Genomic DNA, 16987 nt, shown 5'->3' with positions numbered 1-16987 from the left:
TTATAAAAATTTAATAAAAATTTAATAAAAATATAAAACAAGCTATTACAAAATAAAATTTTAAGGTGCCCCAAAAAAGTTGGACTTAAAAAACCAACTTTGAGGAGGTCAGTTCATTTTTAGTTATTTTGTAATAGCTTTTTTTATTTTGTGTCAATCAACAAATAATATTCATATATTTTATATTATTAAAATAAGGAGGGAAAATGTTTACATATAGAGAAATAGATATATTGTTATTGCTAATGAAAAATAAATATATAAAACTTGAGGATTTATCAATAAGATTAGATGTTTCTACAAGAACTATAATAAGAGATATTTATAATATAAATTTGTTGGGGAAAAAATTTGATTATAATTTAGAGTCGACAGATAAAGGATATACATTGAATTTTAATATCGAAGATTCAGAAAAAAAATTACGAACACATTTAGTCTCTTCTAAACTTAAAAATATTAATAAAAAAATATTTTTGCTTATTTTATCAAATAGTAACATGAAGATATATGATTTAGCTGAAATTTTATTTGAAAGTGAATCTGGTATTAATAATAAATTAAGTATATTAAAAAAGGCTGTTTTAAAATATGATATTGAATTAAAATATACTTCTACTAATGGATTTAAGATAGTTGCTGAAGAAATAGATTTAAGAAGATATTTATTAGAAAATTATATGATTATAAAAGATAATATTTTTTATGGAACTTTATTTAATTTAATTGATGAAAGTGTTATAGAAAAATTAAAAAATATTGTTAAACAGGAATTGATAAATTCGAATTTAATTATAACAGATGGTGATTTTTCAAACTTAATATCCTTAATAGTAGTAAGTATATTTAGAAATGGAAAAATAAATAAATTTGAGTATATCAAAGATAAGGAAGTTTTTATAAATATATTTAATTCTATAGAAAAAAAATTAAATATTAAATTAGGTGAAAATGAAATACGATATATAATAAAAAATTCTATATTTAGCAATGTAATAAACCAAGATTATTTGAATAATGGTATAAAAAAAATTATAGAAAATTCATTAAAAAGATTGAGGGAAACATCCTTAAATGAATATGTGTTTGATACAAAATTTTACGACTCTATTTTTTCTCATTTGAGATTACTAATAAAACGAAATTTAGATAAAAAAAATAATATAATTAATCCATTATTAAATGAATTAAAGAAGAAATACATTATAGAAATTAGTGATGCTTATATCATAAAAGAAGAAATTTACAAAGAATTTCATATTAATATATCTGAAGATGAGATAGGATATTTAGCGATATATTTAGGTGCGACTAAAAAAAACAGTGAAAGGAAAAATAGTGCAATAATAATATGTAATTATGGAATAGGAACATCAAAAGTTGTAGAGATGAAAATAAAAGAAAAGTATAAATCAATTAATGTAATTGGAAATTATCCTTTATCTTATTTAGATTTAGCTATTGCACAAAAGCCGGATTTTATAATTTCTACAGTGGAAATTTTACAAAATACAAAAGGGATACCTATAGTGGATGCATCAAAAATTTTATATGATGAGGAAGTTTTAAATTTTAATATTATTGAAGATAATACTTTAGAAAATATATTATACGAAAATTTATTTTTTGAAATTAATGTAAATACAAAAGAGGAATTTTTTAATGTTTCTAGAAATTTAATTTTGAAAAATTTTGATGTAAATGAAAAAGTACTTGATATTGTGTATGAACATGAAAGTATCGTTTCGACAGAAATTGGAAATCTTGTTGCTATTCCTCACGCAATTGCAAAGGGAGATTTTAAATCGTTTATAGGGATTTTTAAATTGAATAAACAAATTTTATGGAATACAGAAAAAGTACAGTTTGTATTTTATATATTATTAAATGAAAAAGAGAAAAAATATATTAAATCATTAGGAAATTTATATGAATATATATTACAACCTAATAATATATCAAAAATGAAAAATTTATATAATTTGAAAGATTTTATAAAGGAAATAAGGAAATAAGGAAATAAAGAAATGAAACAATTATCAAAATTTTTAAATGAAAAAACAATACAACTTCAAAATAATATTAGAAGCTGGGAGGATGCGATTAATTTAGCATCGTTTCCCTTGTTAGAATCAAAAAGTATTGAAAAAAAATATATTTATTCAATGAAAGAAGCTGTTAACACTTATGGGACATATATGGTTTTAAGAGACTATTTTGCATTGATGCATGCAAGACCTGAAAATGGGGTTAATAAAACAGCAATGTCAATGCTTATATTAAATGAGCCGGTCACTATGAAAGACCAGAAAATAAAAATATTTTTGATTTTAGCAGCAAAAGACAATAATTCTCATATAGAAGCATTATCAATGATTACTGAACTTTTTTCAAATGATCAAATGTTTAATAAGTTTTTAAGTTCAAATAAAGAAGAAATATTAAAAATTATAGAAGGGAGGTAACTATGAAAATTTTAGCGGTTTGTGGATTTGGTGTTGGGTCTTCAATGGTTTTAAAAATGACCATAGAAAAAGTTGCACGAAATTTAGAATTAGATGCAGATGTAGAAAACACAGATATAAGTTCAGCTAAAGGTATGCATGCAGATGTAATATTTACTAGTGCTGAATTTGCTGAAGAATTATCTAAAGATACAAATACTAAAATTTATTCAATAAAAAAATATATGGATAAAGAAGAAGTAGAGAAAGCGTTAAATGATTTTATAAATAATAAATAAGGAGGATATATGTCATTTATTACTAATAATATTTTGAAAAACCCACCTATACTTTTAGGTTTAATATCAATGTTAGGGTTAATCATTCAAAGAAAAAATTTATCAGACATTTTAAAAGGAGGGCTAATAGCTGCATTTGGTATGTTAATTTTGAGTTCAGGAGTTAATATGCTTATAGGTGCAATAGCTCCTATAAATACGACTTTTTCTAATACATTATCAGCAGGTGCAATAAAAGAAGGTTTAAATGATATAAGTTTTACTCAAGTACATGGTGGAGAAGTTGGATTGGCAATGTTTATTGGTCTAGGTTTACATTTATTAATTGCAAGATTTACAAGAGTTAAAACTATATTTTTAACAGGACACATGATTTGGTGGTTTCCATTTATATTTGTAGCGGCAGGAGTTGAAGGTGGGTTAAGTGGAATTTCATTGATTTTATTTGGAGCTATAATTTCGGCTTTATATTGGTCATTTATGCCATGGGTAATGAGAAATTATGTGTGGGATGCAACAGGAGATAAATCATTTTTAATTGGACATCCAACAGGAATATTATCATTAGTTTCAGGATTTGTTGCTAAAAGACTTGGAGATAAATCAAAATCAACAGAAGATTTAAGATTACCAAAAAATTTATCATTTTTTAGAGAAATATCAATAACAGGCTGTATTGTAATTATCATAATGTATTTAGTTATAGGCTTAATATTACCAAGTATATTGCCTGAAGGGCAAAATCTATTAATGTATTCTATACAACAAGGCTTATCATTTGGAGCAGGTTTACTAGTGATGCTATATGGAGTTAGAATGCTTATTAATCAGATAATACCAGCATTTCAAGGAATATCTGAAAAAGTTATACCTAATGCAATACCGGCCTTTGATTGTCCAATATTATTTAATTATAAACCAAATGCAGTTATAATAGGTTTTATTGTTGCTATGATTACTTCAACAGTATTAATTATTATTTCTAATACATTTAATCTGTTTGGAGTTGTATTGGTTCCTTTAGTAATTACAAGTTTCTTTGAATGTGGTTCAGCATCAGTAATAGGTGAGGGACAAGGTGGATTAAAAGGTTCAATTATTGGGACGTTTATAGCTTCAATTGTTATGGTATTAATTATGGCTGTTTCTGTAATAATATTTAAGACAACAATTCAAAATTGGTTGTTAATATTTGGTGGAAATGATTTTTCAATATTTGGAGCAATAGCCAAATTTATATCTGAATTTATATCATTAGTATTGTAGGTTATTATGTTTGAATATTTTGATAAAATAAAAAAAATTTTATATGATGTAGAAAAAAATGAATGTGAAAATATAAAGAAATTTAAGGATTGTTTAGTAGAAGCTACAATAAATAAGAATAATATTTATATATTTGGAGCTAGTCATGCCGGGATATTAGTACAGGAAATGTATTACAGAGCGGGAGGTTTAATAACTGTAAATCCTATTTTTGGTAGAGAAATTTCTTTAACTAATCAACCTATTACAATAACTAGTAAAATGGAAAGACTTCATGGTTATGGTTCTATTTTAGCGTCTACAATTAAGTTTAAAAAGAATGATTTGCTTATTTTACACTCAGTTTCAGGAAGAAATCCTGTAACGATAGAATTGGGAATTTACGCTAAAGAAAAAGGAGTTAAAATAATAGTGTTAACAAATTTGAACTATTCTAAAAATTCAAAGTCAAGACACAAATCCGGGAAACTTTTATATGAAATAGCGGATGTAATTATAGATAATCATGGAGATATAGGAGATGCAACAATAAGTATAAAGGAAGGATTAAATGTTGCTCCGACTTCAACAGTAATAGGTGCAACAATATTAAATACGGTAATAAGCGAAACTGCTAAAGAACTCTTAAAAAATAATATTGATCCTTTACCATTTTTTTATAGTGCTAATTTAGATGGAGGGGATGAAAAAAATAAACTAGTAGCAAAATATTATAAAAATAATATTATTTATAAATTTTAATAAAAAGACATTGTTTCAAAATAGATAACAGATTTAAATTATAAAAATATTGCACAAAGACAAGCTCTAGATTTTAATATCTAGGGCTTGTTTTTGTGTAATATTAATATGAATAAAAAACATAAAATGATTAAATTATTAATTAATATAGACATGTTGTTTCGATTTTTGACTGATAAATTTTGTGAGTAATATTTTTTATTAAAATGGAGTTAAATATTCACGAAAAAAGTGACATAATCTGAGTACAAATTTTAATGTAAGAAAAAGATTTTATAAATAACTAAAAATTATATCATAGTTCAATTTATTACAAATAATGATTGAATGTGATTTAATTTGATTGACTTTGATTGTTTAATGTGTTATCCTTAAACCAAAAGAGGTGATTATATGCTTAAAGAAGAAAGATTATCTAAAATTATAGAGCTTTTAAATAAAAATAACACATTAAAAACTGAAGAAATATCTGATTATTTAAATGTTTCGTTAGCAACTGTAAGAAGGGATTTAAATGAATTAGATGAATCAAAAAAAATCAAAAAAATTTTTGGTGGTGCAAAATCAATCAAAAATATCAATTATATAACTACTGAAGATAGAATGGACGATAAAATAAATGTCAATATTAAACAAAAGCTTGCTATAGGGAAATTTGCAGCTGAATTGATACATGATAATGATTTTGTGTATATGGATGCTGGTTCAAGTGTTGAAGCGATGATTACATATATTCATGCGAATAATGTTGTATTTGTTACAAATTCAATATGGATTGCAAGAGAATTATCTGCTTTGAAATATAAAGTATATATTTTACCGGGAGAAATTAAATTGAGCACAGACTCAATAATAGGAGTATCTGCAATTCAGTATTTGGCAAATTTTAATTTTACTTTAGGTTTTTTTGGAACTAATGGTATTCATAAAGATTTTGGATTCACTACTCCGGATATTAATGAGGCTATGATTAAGTCGGAAGCGATAAAAAGATGTAAAAAAACGTATATTTTAGCGGATTCAAGTAAATTTGATAAAGTTTCACAGGTAAGTTTTTGTAAAGATTTTTCAACCTATATAATTACTGAAAAATCAGAAAATCAAGAATTTATTGGTGAAATTTTGAAAATATAGGGGGAACTATGATTTATACATTAACATTAAATCCTGCAATTGATCATGTTGTAAAACTTGATAAATTGGAAATTGGTGAAACAAATAGGATGCATGAAGAAAATATTAGTGCCGGTGGAAAAGGAATTAATGTAAGTAAGATTTTAAAAAATTTAGGAGAAAATAGTATTGTATTAGGATATATAGCGGGATTTACAGGAAATGAAATAGATAGAATATTAAAAGAGGAAGGTTTATCAACTGACTTTATATATATTAGAGATGGATTTACAAGAATAAATACAAAAATAAAAAGTGAAAAAGAAACTGAAATAAATGGGCCGGGATTAAAAATTTGCAAACAAGAAATTGAGAAATTGTTTGATAAACTTGATGATATAAAAGATGGAGATTATTTATTTTTATCAGGGAGTATACCTTCATCCATGGATAATGGGTTTTATGCGAAAATTATGGAGAGATTATTTTCTAAAAATGTTAATATCGCTGTTGATACAACAGGGGGTGCATTAGTAAAAACACTAAAGTATTCTCCTAAAATTATAAAGCCTAATCTTAGAGAATTAGAAGAGTTATTTAATTGTCAGATAGCAGAGAATGTTCAAATTGAAAGATATTCTAAAAGATTACAAGAAATGGGAGCTAAAAATATAATAATTTCAATGGGTGGAGATGGAGCGTATTTTTTATCTGAAAAAGGAGATAGCATCTTTTTAGAAGCACCAAAAGGAAATGTAATTGATACGGTTGGATCAGGAGATTCTATGCTTGCCGGTTTTATTTTTGCATTAAAAAATAATTTTTCTTTAGTTGAAGCATTTAAATTTAGTGTTAGTTGTGGCTCTGCTACAGCATTTTCGGAAAAATTGGCAACAAAAAATGAAATATATAAAATATATAAAAATTTATAGGAGGAATAAATGAAAATCATAGAATTATTACAATTGCAAGGAATTAGTCTTAGACAAAGTTCTGCAACAAAAGAAGAAATGATTTCAAAATTGGTTGATTTAATGTCTGAGACAGGAAGTCTAGTAGATAAAAATCAATACATGAAAGATGTGTTAAAAAGAGAAGAGTCGGGGACAACCGGTATAGGTGAGGGGGTTGCTATCCCTCATGCTAAATCAAAAGGGGTAAAACATCCTCAATTAGCAGCAATGACTGTAACCAATGGAACAGATTATGATTCACTTGATGGAGAACCAACAAATTTATTTTTTATGATAGCTGTACCCGAAAATTCATCAGATGAACATTTAAAAGTTTTGTCAAGACTTTCAACAATGCTTATGGATAAGTCATTTAGAGATGAATTATTAGATGCTAAAACTAAGGAAGAATTTTTATCAATTATTGAAAAAAAAGAAATTGAAAAGTTTCCTGGTGAAGCAAATTCAGTTATTAATAATAAAAAAGATGTATACGATTTACTTGCGGTAACGGGTTGTCCAACAGGTATTGCTCATACATATATGTCTGCGGAAAATTTGATAAATAAAGCTAAAGAAATGGGATATAATCTAAAGGTTGAAACACATGGTTCTACCGGTGTGGAAAATCAGTTAACTGATGAAGAAATTAAGTATGCAAAGGGTATTATAATTGCAAGTGACATTAATATAGATAAAAGTAGATTTAACGGTAAAAGGCTTATTGTTACAAAAGTATCTGATGGTATAAACAAGCCGGGACAACTAATTAATAATGTATTAGATGAGAATAGACCTGTTTATAAGGCGGAAAAAATATCAGAAACTAAAGTAGAACATAAAAATTATAGTATTGGACAATCAATATATAAACACTTAATGAATGGTGTATCTCATATGTTACCATTTGTTGTAGGAGGAGGTATATTAATTGCAATAGCGTTTTTACTTGATGATTATTCAATAAATCCTGCGAAATTTGGTTCGAATACACCTTTAGCAGCTTTATTTATGCAAATTGGTGGAGCAGCATTTAGCTTTATGTTACCAGTACTTGCTGGATTTATAGCTATGAGTATTGCTGACAGGCCTGGTTTAGCTGTTGGTTTTGTTGGAGGTTATCTAGCAAATACAGGAGGAGCAGGATTCTTAGGAGCATTAGCAGCGGGATTTATTGCGGGTTACTTAATTGTATTTTTAAGAAAAATTACAAATGTTTTACCTAAATCTATGGATGGGGTAAAACCTATGTTGATATTCCCTGTATTTGGAATATTAGGCATTGGAGCTATAATGTTGTATTTATTAAATCCGCCACTAGCTTCTGTAAATTCGGCAATTAGTAATTGGTTAAATAATATGGGGAGTGCATCAAAATTAGTTTTGGGAATAATTTTAGGTGGAATGATGGCTGTTGATATGGGTGGACCAATTAATAAAGCGGCTTATGTATTTGGTACGGCATCTCTTGCATCAGGTTCTTCAACGGTTATGGCAGCGGTAATGGCAGGTGGTATGGTGCCTCCATTAGCTATATCATTAGCGATGATATTATTTAAAAATAAATTTACATCAAAAGATAGACAAACAATTCCAACTAACATAATAATGGGTTTATCATTTATTACAGAAGGAGCTATTCCTTTTGCAGCAGCAGATCCTCTTAGAGTTTTACCGGCTTCAGTAATTGGTAGTGCATTAGCAGGATTATTGTCGATGTTATTTGATTGTTCATTAAGAGCCCCTCATGGTGGAGTTTGGGTTATTGGTGTAGTGCAAAATCCATTAATGTATCTGCTAGCAATTGTATCAGGTGCGATAGTAGGAGCTATAATTTTAGGAATATTGAAGAAAAAAGTTATAAATGAATAGTAATAACTAAAAAAAGATAGAAGATTTAGGTAAATTATTAAAAATACTTAAATTTTTCTATCTTTTTTAATTTATATCATCCTTAAATTTTATAAATTTAATATTAGTATGAGTATAGTTAGTGTGAAATGAAATTAGTTAATACATAATTTATGAATATTAAGTATAAGTAAGAACATTTATTAGTCTATTTAGTATTTTAATCATACTTATTTTATTTATGCTTAAATTAATCATGAAGAATTTATATTCTTTGAGTAAATTAACTTAATTGATAAGTTTATATTGACTTAAATAAGTTGTGTTTTCGATTTCACGTGTAGAGCAAAACATAATATTATAATTTAAATAAATAATATATTTACTCATTGTGCAAAATATTTTTTTTTGTGCAATATTTTGTTATTTATGATGTCGTTTACATTTGCTATAATTGATTTAAGAAAAGGGAAAAGATATGAAAAAAAGACAAAAACAAATTTTAAATTACATTTTTAATAATCAAAATATTGACTTTTATTATATTTTAAGAAAATTTAATATTTCAAAACGTACTCTTTATTATGATATAGAAAATATAAATTATGAAATTAAAAAATTTGGAAAGGTCGAAAAAATAGATAATTTGCTGATATATTGCGGGAGTGATGAAATTAAAAATGAATTTAATTTTAATACGAAAAATTTTGAAGATATTGAGTATAGAAGAAATAAAATTATAGATAAGATTTTTAATGATGATGTTGAAAATTTAGATTTATTATCCCAAGAATTGCTTGTAAGTAAAACTACAATTTTAAATGATTTAGAAAATATCAAAACCAAATTAGAAAAAAATAAAATAAAACTCATATATGATTCAAGGTATAAAATTTTTGGAAATGAAAATACGATTAGGGAGTTTTACTTAAAACATTTAATGCTTGACGAAAATTTATTAAAATATCAAGATGATGGAATATTAAAAATAAATAGAGAAGCAAATTTAAAACTTACAGATTTTTCTATTTCTTCTCTTTCTAAATATTTATATTTTTGTAGAAAAAGAATAAATAATGGATTTATATTAAAAGAGCTAAATTTTAATATTTTAGAAGTGAAAAATATATATTATTACGATATAGTTTCTAATATTATAGACCTTGAGGATGAATTAGAGAATATATATTTTGTAGCATATATAGCGAGTTTAACTAATACTAGAGATAAAGAAATTAAAACGGAGATTAAGGATTATATTGAAGAATTAATTTTAAATTTTGAGAAATTTTCGGCTATTCATATAAAAGATAAAGATAATTTTATAAGGCAAATATCTAATCATTTATTGTCTTCATATTATAGAATAAAATTTGATTTTCCTATAATAAACCCTTTATTGGGAGATATAAAAAACAAGTATCATTATTTATATGATATTGTTAAGGATTCTATAAATCAAATGGATAATGATGTTTTTAAAAATTTACGAGATGATGAAATTGGATTTATCACAGTATATTTTGGTTCCAACATCAATTATTTCTTAAATGAAAATATAAAAGTGATTATTGTGTGTCCAAATGGATTAATGATATCTAAATTAATTGAGATGCAAATTATAAATTACTTTCCATCTGTTGAGATATTAGCTTCTATATCAAGTAGAGATATCAAAAAAATAAATAAAAATTATGATTATATAATTTCTACAATTGATTTGAAAGAATATAAAAACGTAATTTTAGTAAATCCAATATTTTCGAATCAAAATATTGCAGAACTTTCAGAAAAATTAATAAGATTTGACAATTTTATAAGTGAAAATGCAATATCAAAATTGATGGAAATTATCAAACAAAATGCAAAAATTTATAATGAAGAAAAATTATCAAGAGAAATATTTAAATTTTTTATAAAGAAAAAAGAATTTAAAGAAAGGAAAGCTCCATTGTTAAGTGAATTATTAAATGAAAAGAGAGTAAAAAAAATAAAAGAGGTTGATGATTGGAAGATTGCTATAGGTGAAGCAGCAAAACCGTTAATTCAAGATAAAAGCATTGATGAATCTTACGTGAAATTGATGATAGATTCAGTTTTAGAACATGGACCATATATTGTTTTAGAAGATGGATTTGCTATGCCCCATGCTAATGGGGGAAAGGGAGTGAATAGATTATCTGTAAGTATAATGGCTTTAGAAAAACCGGTTGATTTATTAGGGAAAAGTGTAAGTGTATTTTTAGTTTTAGCAACAACTGATTCTAAAACTCATTTAAGAGCTTTGTCAGGATTATCTAAAATTTTGGAGGATGAAGAAAATATCAAAGTTTTAGAAACTGGGGATTATAAAAAAATTATTAATTTAATAAAGAAAAAGGAGGTGGAATAATGAAAATATATACAGTATGTGGAAATGGGATAGGAAGTAGTCTTTTACTAAAAATGAAAGTAGAAGAAATTGCAATGGAAAATGGAATTGATGTTGAAGTAGAATCAGTAGATTCAAATGCTGCAGTAGGAAAAGATGCAGACTTATTTATAACTGTTAAGGAATTTGAAAATATTTTTCCTAGTGATAAAAAAGTTGCAATTATAAGAAGTTATACAAATAAGAAAAAAATTACAGAAGATGTATTACCAATATTAAAAGAAATGATCTAATGATTTGTTGGGATATGTAAATAATTTTAGAATTTTAAACCGTCTTATTGGCAATAAAGAATTATAGTCTATCTTTAACAACGTAATAACATTATATTTAAGGAGGATTTTATGAATGGTATTTTATCTTTTATTAAGAATATTTTAGAACAACCGGCATTTTTAATGGGTTTGTTTGCTTTTGTTGGATTAATTGCACTAAAAAGACCGGCACACAAAGTTTTTTCTGGAACTATAGGACCGATAATAGGATATTTAATGTTAGCAGCAGGGGCGGGAGTTATAGTTTCTAACTTAGATCCTTTAGCAAAAATGATTCAAAAAGGATTTAATATTACAGGTGTTGTACCTAATAATGAAGCAGTTACATCGGTTGCACAAAAAGTATTAGGTGTGGAAACAATGTCTATTTTAGTTGTAGGTTTAGCTATAAATTTGATTATTGCACGTGCGACAAGATATAAATATGTATTTTTAACAGGTCATCACAGCTTTTTCATGGCGTGTTTATTATCAGCAGTATTGGGGGCAATAGGATTTAAGGGTATTGAATTAATTGTTTTTGGTGGATTTTTCTTAGGAGCATGGTCTGCTATTTCTCCAGCAATTGGACAAAAATACACATTGAAGGTTACAGATAATGACGATATCGCCATGGGACATTTTTCAAGCTTAGGTTACTATGTTAGTGCATTTATTGGAAGTTTAGTAGGAAAAGGGTCAAAATCAACAGAAGAAATAAAAGTTCCTGAATCATTAGGATTTTTAAGAAATACTACGATTTCTACAGCATTAACTATGATGATATTTTATTTGTTTGCAGCTATGGTTGCCGGATCAGAATATGTAACTAAGGAATTATCAAATGGTCAAAATCCATATGTATTTGCCATAATTTCAGCATTGAACTTTGCTGTTGGTGTAGCTATAGTTTATGCCGGTGTAAGAATGATATTGGCTGACTTAATTCCTGCTTTCCAAGGAATTGCGAAAAAAGTTATACCAAATGCTATACCAGCTGTTGACTGTGCTGTATTCTTTACATATGCACAAACAGCAGTTGTTTTAGGATTTATTTCATCATTTATTGGTGGTGTTGTAGGTATGTTGATTTTAGGTTTTGCAGGAGGGGTTTTAATCATACCTGGTATGGTTCCTCATTTCTTCTGTGGGGCAACTGCAGGTATTTATGGAAATTCTACAGGTGGTAAAAGAGGTGCTATAATTGGTGCATTTGTAAATGGGCTTCTATTATCATTTTTACCAGCATTGTTATTACCGGTTTTAGGACAATTAGGATTTGCAAATACAACATTTGGAGATGTAGATTTTGCAGTTTTAGGAATAGTTTTAGGCAGAGTTGGAGAATTTATGCATAATACAGGAGTTTATTTATTAGCGGTTGTTGTATTAATTGTATTAATTTTACCAAGTATTTTTAGACCATCAGATAAACCAATTAATCATATTGTTGAAGATTAGGAGTAATATATGAAAGTTAAAATTTATGCAGATGGTGCAGATATAAATGGAATGCTTGAAGAATATAATAAAGGTGTTGTTTCAGGATTTACAACTAATCCATCTTTAATGAAAAAAGCAGGAGTTAAGGATTATAAAATATTTGCGAAAGAAGTTACAAGTAAAATAAAAGATTTATCGGTTTCTTTTGAAGTTTTTGGAGATGATTTTGAAACTATGAAAAAAGAAGCTTTGATATTGAAAGAATATGGAGAAAATGTTTTTGTTAAAATTCCTATTCAAAATACAAAAGGAGAATCCAGTATTCCATTAATTAAAGAACTATCATCATTAGGTGTTAATGTTAATGCAACAGCTATTTTTACAGTAGAGCAAGTTAAAGAAGTTGTCAATGCAGTATCTGAAGAATCAAATACAATAATTTCTGTATTCGCAGGAAGAATTGCTGATTTAGGAGTTAATCCTATACCTATTATGGAAGAAGCGGTAAAACTTGTTAAGACAAAGAAAAATATTGAATTATTATGGGCTTCAACAAGAGAGGTTTACAATATAGTTCAAGCTGATGAGTTAGGAGTAGATATAATAACTGTTCAAAATGATTTGTTGAAAAAAATAGCTGATTTTGGAAAGGACTTAAATCAAAGATCATTAGAAACGGTAATAGACTTTAATAAAGATGTAAAGTACTTAGGATTTTCAATTTTATAGAAATGTAAAGAGAGTTAGAAACTTTAAGTTTCTGATTCTTTTTTTGTAATACACAATTAAAATCACAAGATGATATGTTCTAGATATATTTATTTAAAATTCAATGTATATTTCATACACATTTTATGAATGCTTAAATTAAGTATGAAGAATTATAATTCTATTCAAATTTTATATTAAAAAATGCTATAATTAAATAGAAAAAAATTAAAAAGGAAATACAATGAAAAAAGTACTAACAATTGCTGGGATGGATCCGATTGGTGGAGCAGGTATGATGTCTGATATCAAGACTATGACAGCACATGATGTATATGGGATGTGTGCGATTACTTTGCTTAGTATTCAAAATACAATTGGATTTTATGAGGTGCAGCCAGTTGAATCACGATTTTTAGAAAAACAAATAGATGTAATTTTTTCTGACATTATTCCTGATGCGACAAAAACCGGAATGCTTTTAAATTCTGATTTGATAAAGGTTGTAGCTCAAAAAATGAAACAGTATAAACCCAAAAATTTAGTAATAGATCCTGTTATGATTGCTCATAGAAAATTTAAATTAATTGATGATGAAGCAATAGAAACTTTAATTGATGAATTAATACCTTTGGCGGATTTGATTACTCCAAATATTGGAGAAGGTGAAATTTTAGCAGGAATTACAATTGAAAATAAAAAAGATATGGAAACTGCTGCCAAAATAATATATGAAAAATTTGGAACTAATGTAGTATTGAAAAGTGGAGTTAGCGAAGAGGATGCTGATGACTTGCTTTATACTGATAAAGGAATATTTTGGATAAAAGGGGAAAAAGTTGATACTAAAAATACTAGAGGTACAGGAGATGCACTTTCTAGTTCTATTGTGTCAAATTTGGCGAAGGGATATGATTTGAAAACCTCTGTTAAACTAGCTAAAAAATTTGTTTATAATGCTTTGTCAGAAAAATTACAAATAGGAAGAGGAGTAGGATCTATTCATCATTCATTTGAAATTAAAAATATATTGAAGTGAAAATTTATAAATTAGGTTAATTTTATTAATTATTTGTAAAAAAAATAGTGATAATGTAAAATAAAGTTATAAAAATAGCTTTTTTATTTAGTTATTAGTAGGGGGAGAATTGATGAAATTAGTTATTAAAAATATTAAAAAATCTTTTAAGGAAAAAGATGTATTAATTGATGCAAGTTACCAATTTGAAAATGGTAAAATTTATGGTTTACTTGGTAGAAATGGTGCCGGAAAAACTACACTATTTAATATCTTATATAGAGAACTTGAAGAAGATGATGGAAATATCGGATTCTTTGATGATGAAAAATTAAGGGAACTTAAAGTTGAAGATATAGGAATGGTTTTTGCTGAAACACATTTACCAGATTTTTTAACAGCATATGAATATATTAAATTTATTATTGATATTAATAATCCGAATGAATTATTTAAAATAGATACATATTTTGATGAAATGAATATTGAACAAGAAGATAGACATAGACTCCTAAAAGATTTTTCATCAGGAATGAAGTCAAAAGTAGCGTTGTTGGCTATTTATATTCAAAAACCAAAAATAATTTTACTTGATGAACCTTTAACAGCGGTTGATGTCGTAAGTGCTGCAGAAATTAAAAGATTCTTTAGATCTCTTAAAAATGATCATATAGTTATAGTTTCAACACATATGCTTGATTTAGCTAAAGACTTATGTGATGAAATTGTATTGTTACATAATGGTAAGTTGCAATCATTGAGTAATCTTGAAAAAGATGAAAATTATGAAAGTAAGATTGTAGAAGCTTTGAAGGAAGAAAAAGATGTTTAGAGCAATTAGTATAATTAAGAAAAAAGAATTTTATTCTAATTACAATTTTTTAATTTATTATTTACAAAGAATACCGTTGATAGGAAAATTGTTTAAAAATAAGGCTTACAATATAACAGTAGCAGATGATTTGCTTTTCTTTATTTCAACAATTTGGCATTTTATAAAAAAAATATTTTCAAAGTTACTATTTTATGGTTTAATTCTGGGTTGGAATGAAAAAATTTTAAGAGAAATATTAAATGATTTTGGTAAAAAAAATGGATATAAAACTCTTGAAAACTTACAAAAAGGAGATTTTTTATTTTATTTGATTTCATTGAGTTTATTTTTAGGTGTATTTGTCTATATTTCATATTTCTATGAAAATACTAAAGAAAATTATTTATATATTAAACAAATGAAGATGAAGCCTAGAGATTATCATTTGAGCCTATTTTTTTATGATGCAATTATTTTCATTTTAACTTATACCATTTCAAATAAAATATTATTTTTAATATTTCGAATAAATATTGATTTATTAAAAATATTGTATTTTGTAATATTTGGGTATAGTATAAGATACTTAGCAGCTGTGATATTTCTTAAATTTAATTTTAAAAATAAATCATTTTTGAAAAAATTAAATATAGTTTCTTGGATACTTGCATCTATAGTATTAGTTGTCTTTGTAGCGGTAATATTTTTTATAAAAGATTTAATTAATTTCATTGCTTTATATGATTTTAAGTTTGCAATAATTGGTATTTTAATTTTTGTAATTTCAACATATTTAGCATTAAAAAGAGATAATATTGAAGAAGTTTCTTATAGATATTTGAATTATAAGGAACTTAATGAAGTTGATATTAAAGAAATTAATAAAAAAAATTATTCATTATCTGAAAAGAAAATATCAAAAGATGAAAAAGATTTTTCAAAATTTAGCGGAATAGAATATATTAATAAAATATTTTTCTATAGAACACTTGGAGCTATCAAGAAAAAACTTATAATTCAAGGAATAATTAAAGCTATATTCTTAATTGGATTTGCGGTTGGATCGTATTTTATATCCGCCCAAAATGAAAAAAAAATAATTGAAACTGCACCAACGTATTTTCCATTAGTGATATTTGCCGGATGTTATATGTTGTTTAATGCGGATTTTTTCATTAGATATTGTTTTATAAACATGGATTATAGTTTATTAAAATATAGTTATTATCGAAGAAAAGATTTTTTAATGAAATCAATAAAAATAAGAATGATGCAATTATTAAAACTTCAAGCTGTGATTTTTATGATTTTATTAACTTCAATTACAGTTATTACATATAATTTTAAATTTACAGTATTTGAAACTATAATTTGCTATATTTATGCAATTACTGCTCTTTTGTTTTATACATTACATTATTTATTTGCATATTATATTATTCAACCATTTAATAAAGATATAGAAGCTAAAAATCCATTGTATTCAATGCTTACCTGGTTTATCTATATGATATCGTATTTATCAATAATTTTTGGTGCGGTTAGTCCGGTTGTTTCATGGGGATTATTAGTTTTTTGTGTAATATATATTATTTTAGGATTTGTGGGAATTAAATATTTAGCGGTAAAGAGATTTAAATTGAGATAAAAGA

Annotated in this window: 15 protein-coding genes; all 15 read left to right on the top strand. The window is 25.8% G+C overall.

The annotated features are described in order from the left end of the window. Positions 1-206 precede the first annotated feature (206 nt). The 15 genes from ABGF45_RS01880 to ABGF45_RS01810 all read left to right on the top strand — a co-directional run bounded on the left by ABGF45_RS01880 (position 207) and on the right by ABGF45_RS01810 (position 16983). Entirely contained in the window at positions 207-2015 is a 1809-nt protein-coding gene (locus ABGF45_RS01880; RefSeq protein WP_408112799.1) for a BglG family transcription antiterminator, read from the top strand. 12 nt (positions 2016-2027) lie between these two features. Beyond that, positions 2028-2465 carry a PTS sugar transporter subunit IIA gene (locus tag ABGF45_RS01875; protein WP_134710346.1) on the top strand — a complete coding sequence of 146 codons (438 nt, stop codon included), beginning with the start codon at positions 2028-2030 and terminating at the stop codon, positions 2463-2465. A 2-nt stretch (positions 2466-2467) separates the two neighbouring features. Beyond that, positions 2468-2743: a PTS sugar transporter subunit IIB gene (locus ABGF45_RS01870; protein WP_134710348.1), complete on the top strand. Its 276-nt coding sequence runs from the start codon at positions 2468-2470 to the stop codon at positions 2741-2743. 9 nt (positions 2744-2752) lie between these two features. Further along, a complete protein-coding gene (locus ABGF45_RS01865) occupies positions 2753-4009 on the top strand; it encodes a PTS ascorbate transporter subunit IIC (RefSeq protein WP_134710350.1) in 1257 nt (418 codons plus the stop codon). Positions 4010-4015: 6 nt separating this feature from the next. After that, positions 4016-4750 carry a sugar isomerase domain-containing protein gene (locus ABGF45_RS01860; RefSeq protein WP_134710352.1) on the top strand — a complete coding sequence of 245 codons (735 nt, stop codon included), beginning with the start codon at positions 4016-4018 and terminating at the stop codon, positions 4748-4750. A gap of 393 nt (positions 4751-5143) precedes the next feature. Beyond that, positions 5144-5884 carry a DeoR/GlpR family DNA-binding transcription regulator gene (locus ABGF45_RS01855; protein ID WP_408112010.1) on the top strand — a complete coding sequence of 247 codons (741 nt, stop codon included), beginning with the start codon at positions 5144-5146 and terminating at the stop codon, positions 5882-5884. An 8-nt stretch (positions 5885-5892) separates the two neighbouring features. Continuing rightward, positions 5893-6795: a 1-phosphofructokinase gene (gene pfkB, locus ABGF45_RS01850; protein ID WP_134710355.1), complete on the top strand. Its 903-nt coding sequence runs from the start codon at positions 5893-5895 to the stop codon at positions 6793-6795. A gap of 9 nt (positions 6796-6804) precedes the next feature. Continuing rightward, positions 6805-8688 (top strand): fructose-specific PTS transporter subunit EIIC, encoded by a 1884-nt coding sequence (locus ABGF45_RS01845; protein ID WP_134710357.1) that lies wholly within the window; start codon positions 6805-6807, stop codon positions 8686-8688. Between the two features lie 457 nt (positions 8689-9145). After that, complete coding sequence (locus tag ABGF45_RS01840) at positions 9146-11059, top strand: BglG family transcription antiterminator (protein ID WP_408132170.1); 1914 nt, start codon at positions 9146-9148, stop codon at positions 11057-11059. After that, complete coding sequence (locus tag ABGF45_RS01835) at positions 11059-11331, top strand: PTS sugar transporter subunit IIB (RefSeq protein WP_245152869.1); 273 nt, start codon at positions 11059-11061, stop codon at positions 11329-11331. Before ABGF45_RS01840 ends, ABGF45_RS01835 begins: the two co-directional genes overlap by 1 nt. Before the next feature lie 111 nt (positions 11332-11442). Further along, positions 11443-12813 (top strand): PTS ascorbate transporter subunit IIC, encoded by a 1371-nt coding sequence (locus ABGF45_RS01830; protein WP_408112558.1) that lies wholly within the window; start codon positions 11443-11445, stop codon positions 12811-12813. A gap of 9 nt (positions 12814-12822) precedes the next feature. Beyond that, a complete protein-coding gene (locus tag ABGF45_RS01825; protein WP_408112559.1) occupies positions 12823-13524 on the top strand; it encodes a transaldolase in 702 nt (233 codons plus the stop codon). 223 nt (positions 13525-13747) lie between these two features. Next, positions 13748-14542, top strand: a complete 795-nt coding sequence (thiD, locus tag ABGF45_RS01820; RefSeq protein ID WP_408112560.1) for a bifunctional hydroxymethylpyrimidine kinase/phosphomethylpyrimidine kinase — start codon at positions 13748-13750, stop codon at positions 14540-14542. A 112-nt stretch (positions 14543-14654) separates the two neighbouring features. Continuing rightward, the gene (locus ABGF45_RS01815) at positions 14655-15353 is read left to right on the top strand and encodes an ATP-binding cassette domain-containing protein (RefSeq protein ID WP_134710369.1); all 699 of its coding nucleotides are present in this window, start codon (positions 14655-14657) and stop codon (positions 15351-15353) included. Continuing rightward, the gene (locus ABGF45_RS01810; protein ID WP_408112561.1) at positions 15346-16983 is read left to right on the top strand and encodes a hypothetical protein; all 1638 of its coding nucleotides are present in this window, start codon (positions 15346-15348) and stop codon (positions 16981-16983) included. Before ABGF45_RS01815 ends, ABGF45_RS01810 begins: the two co-directional genes overlap by 8 nt. Positions 16984-16987: the final 4 nt, after the last annotated feature.

It is taken from the genome of Helcococcus sp. KG196, from assembly GCF_046035495.1.
Taxonomy (GTDB): domain Bacteria; phylum Bacillota; class Clostridia; order Tissierellales; family Peptoniphilaceae; genus Helcococcus; species Helcococcus ovis.
Note: the sequence above shows the minus strand (reverse complement) of the source record. Positions and strands in the feature narration are given on the sequence as shown.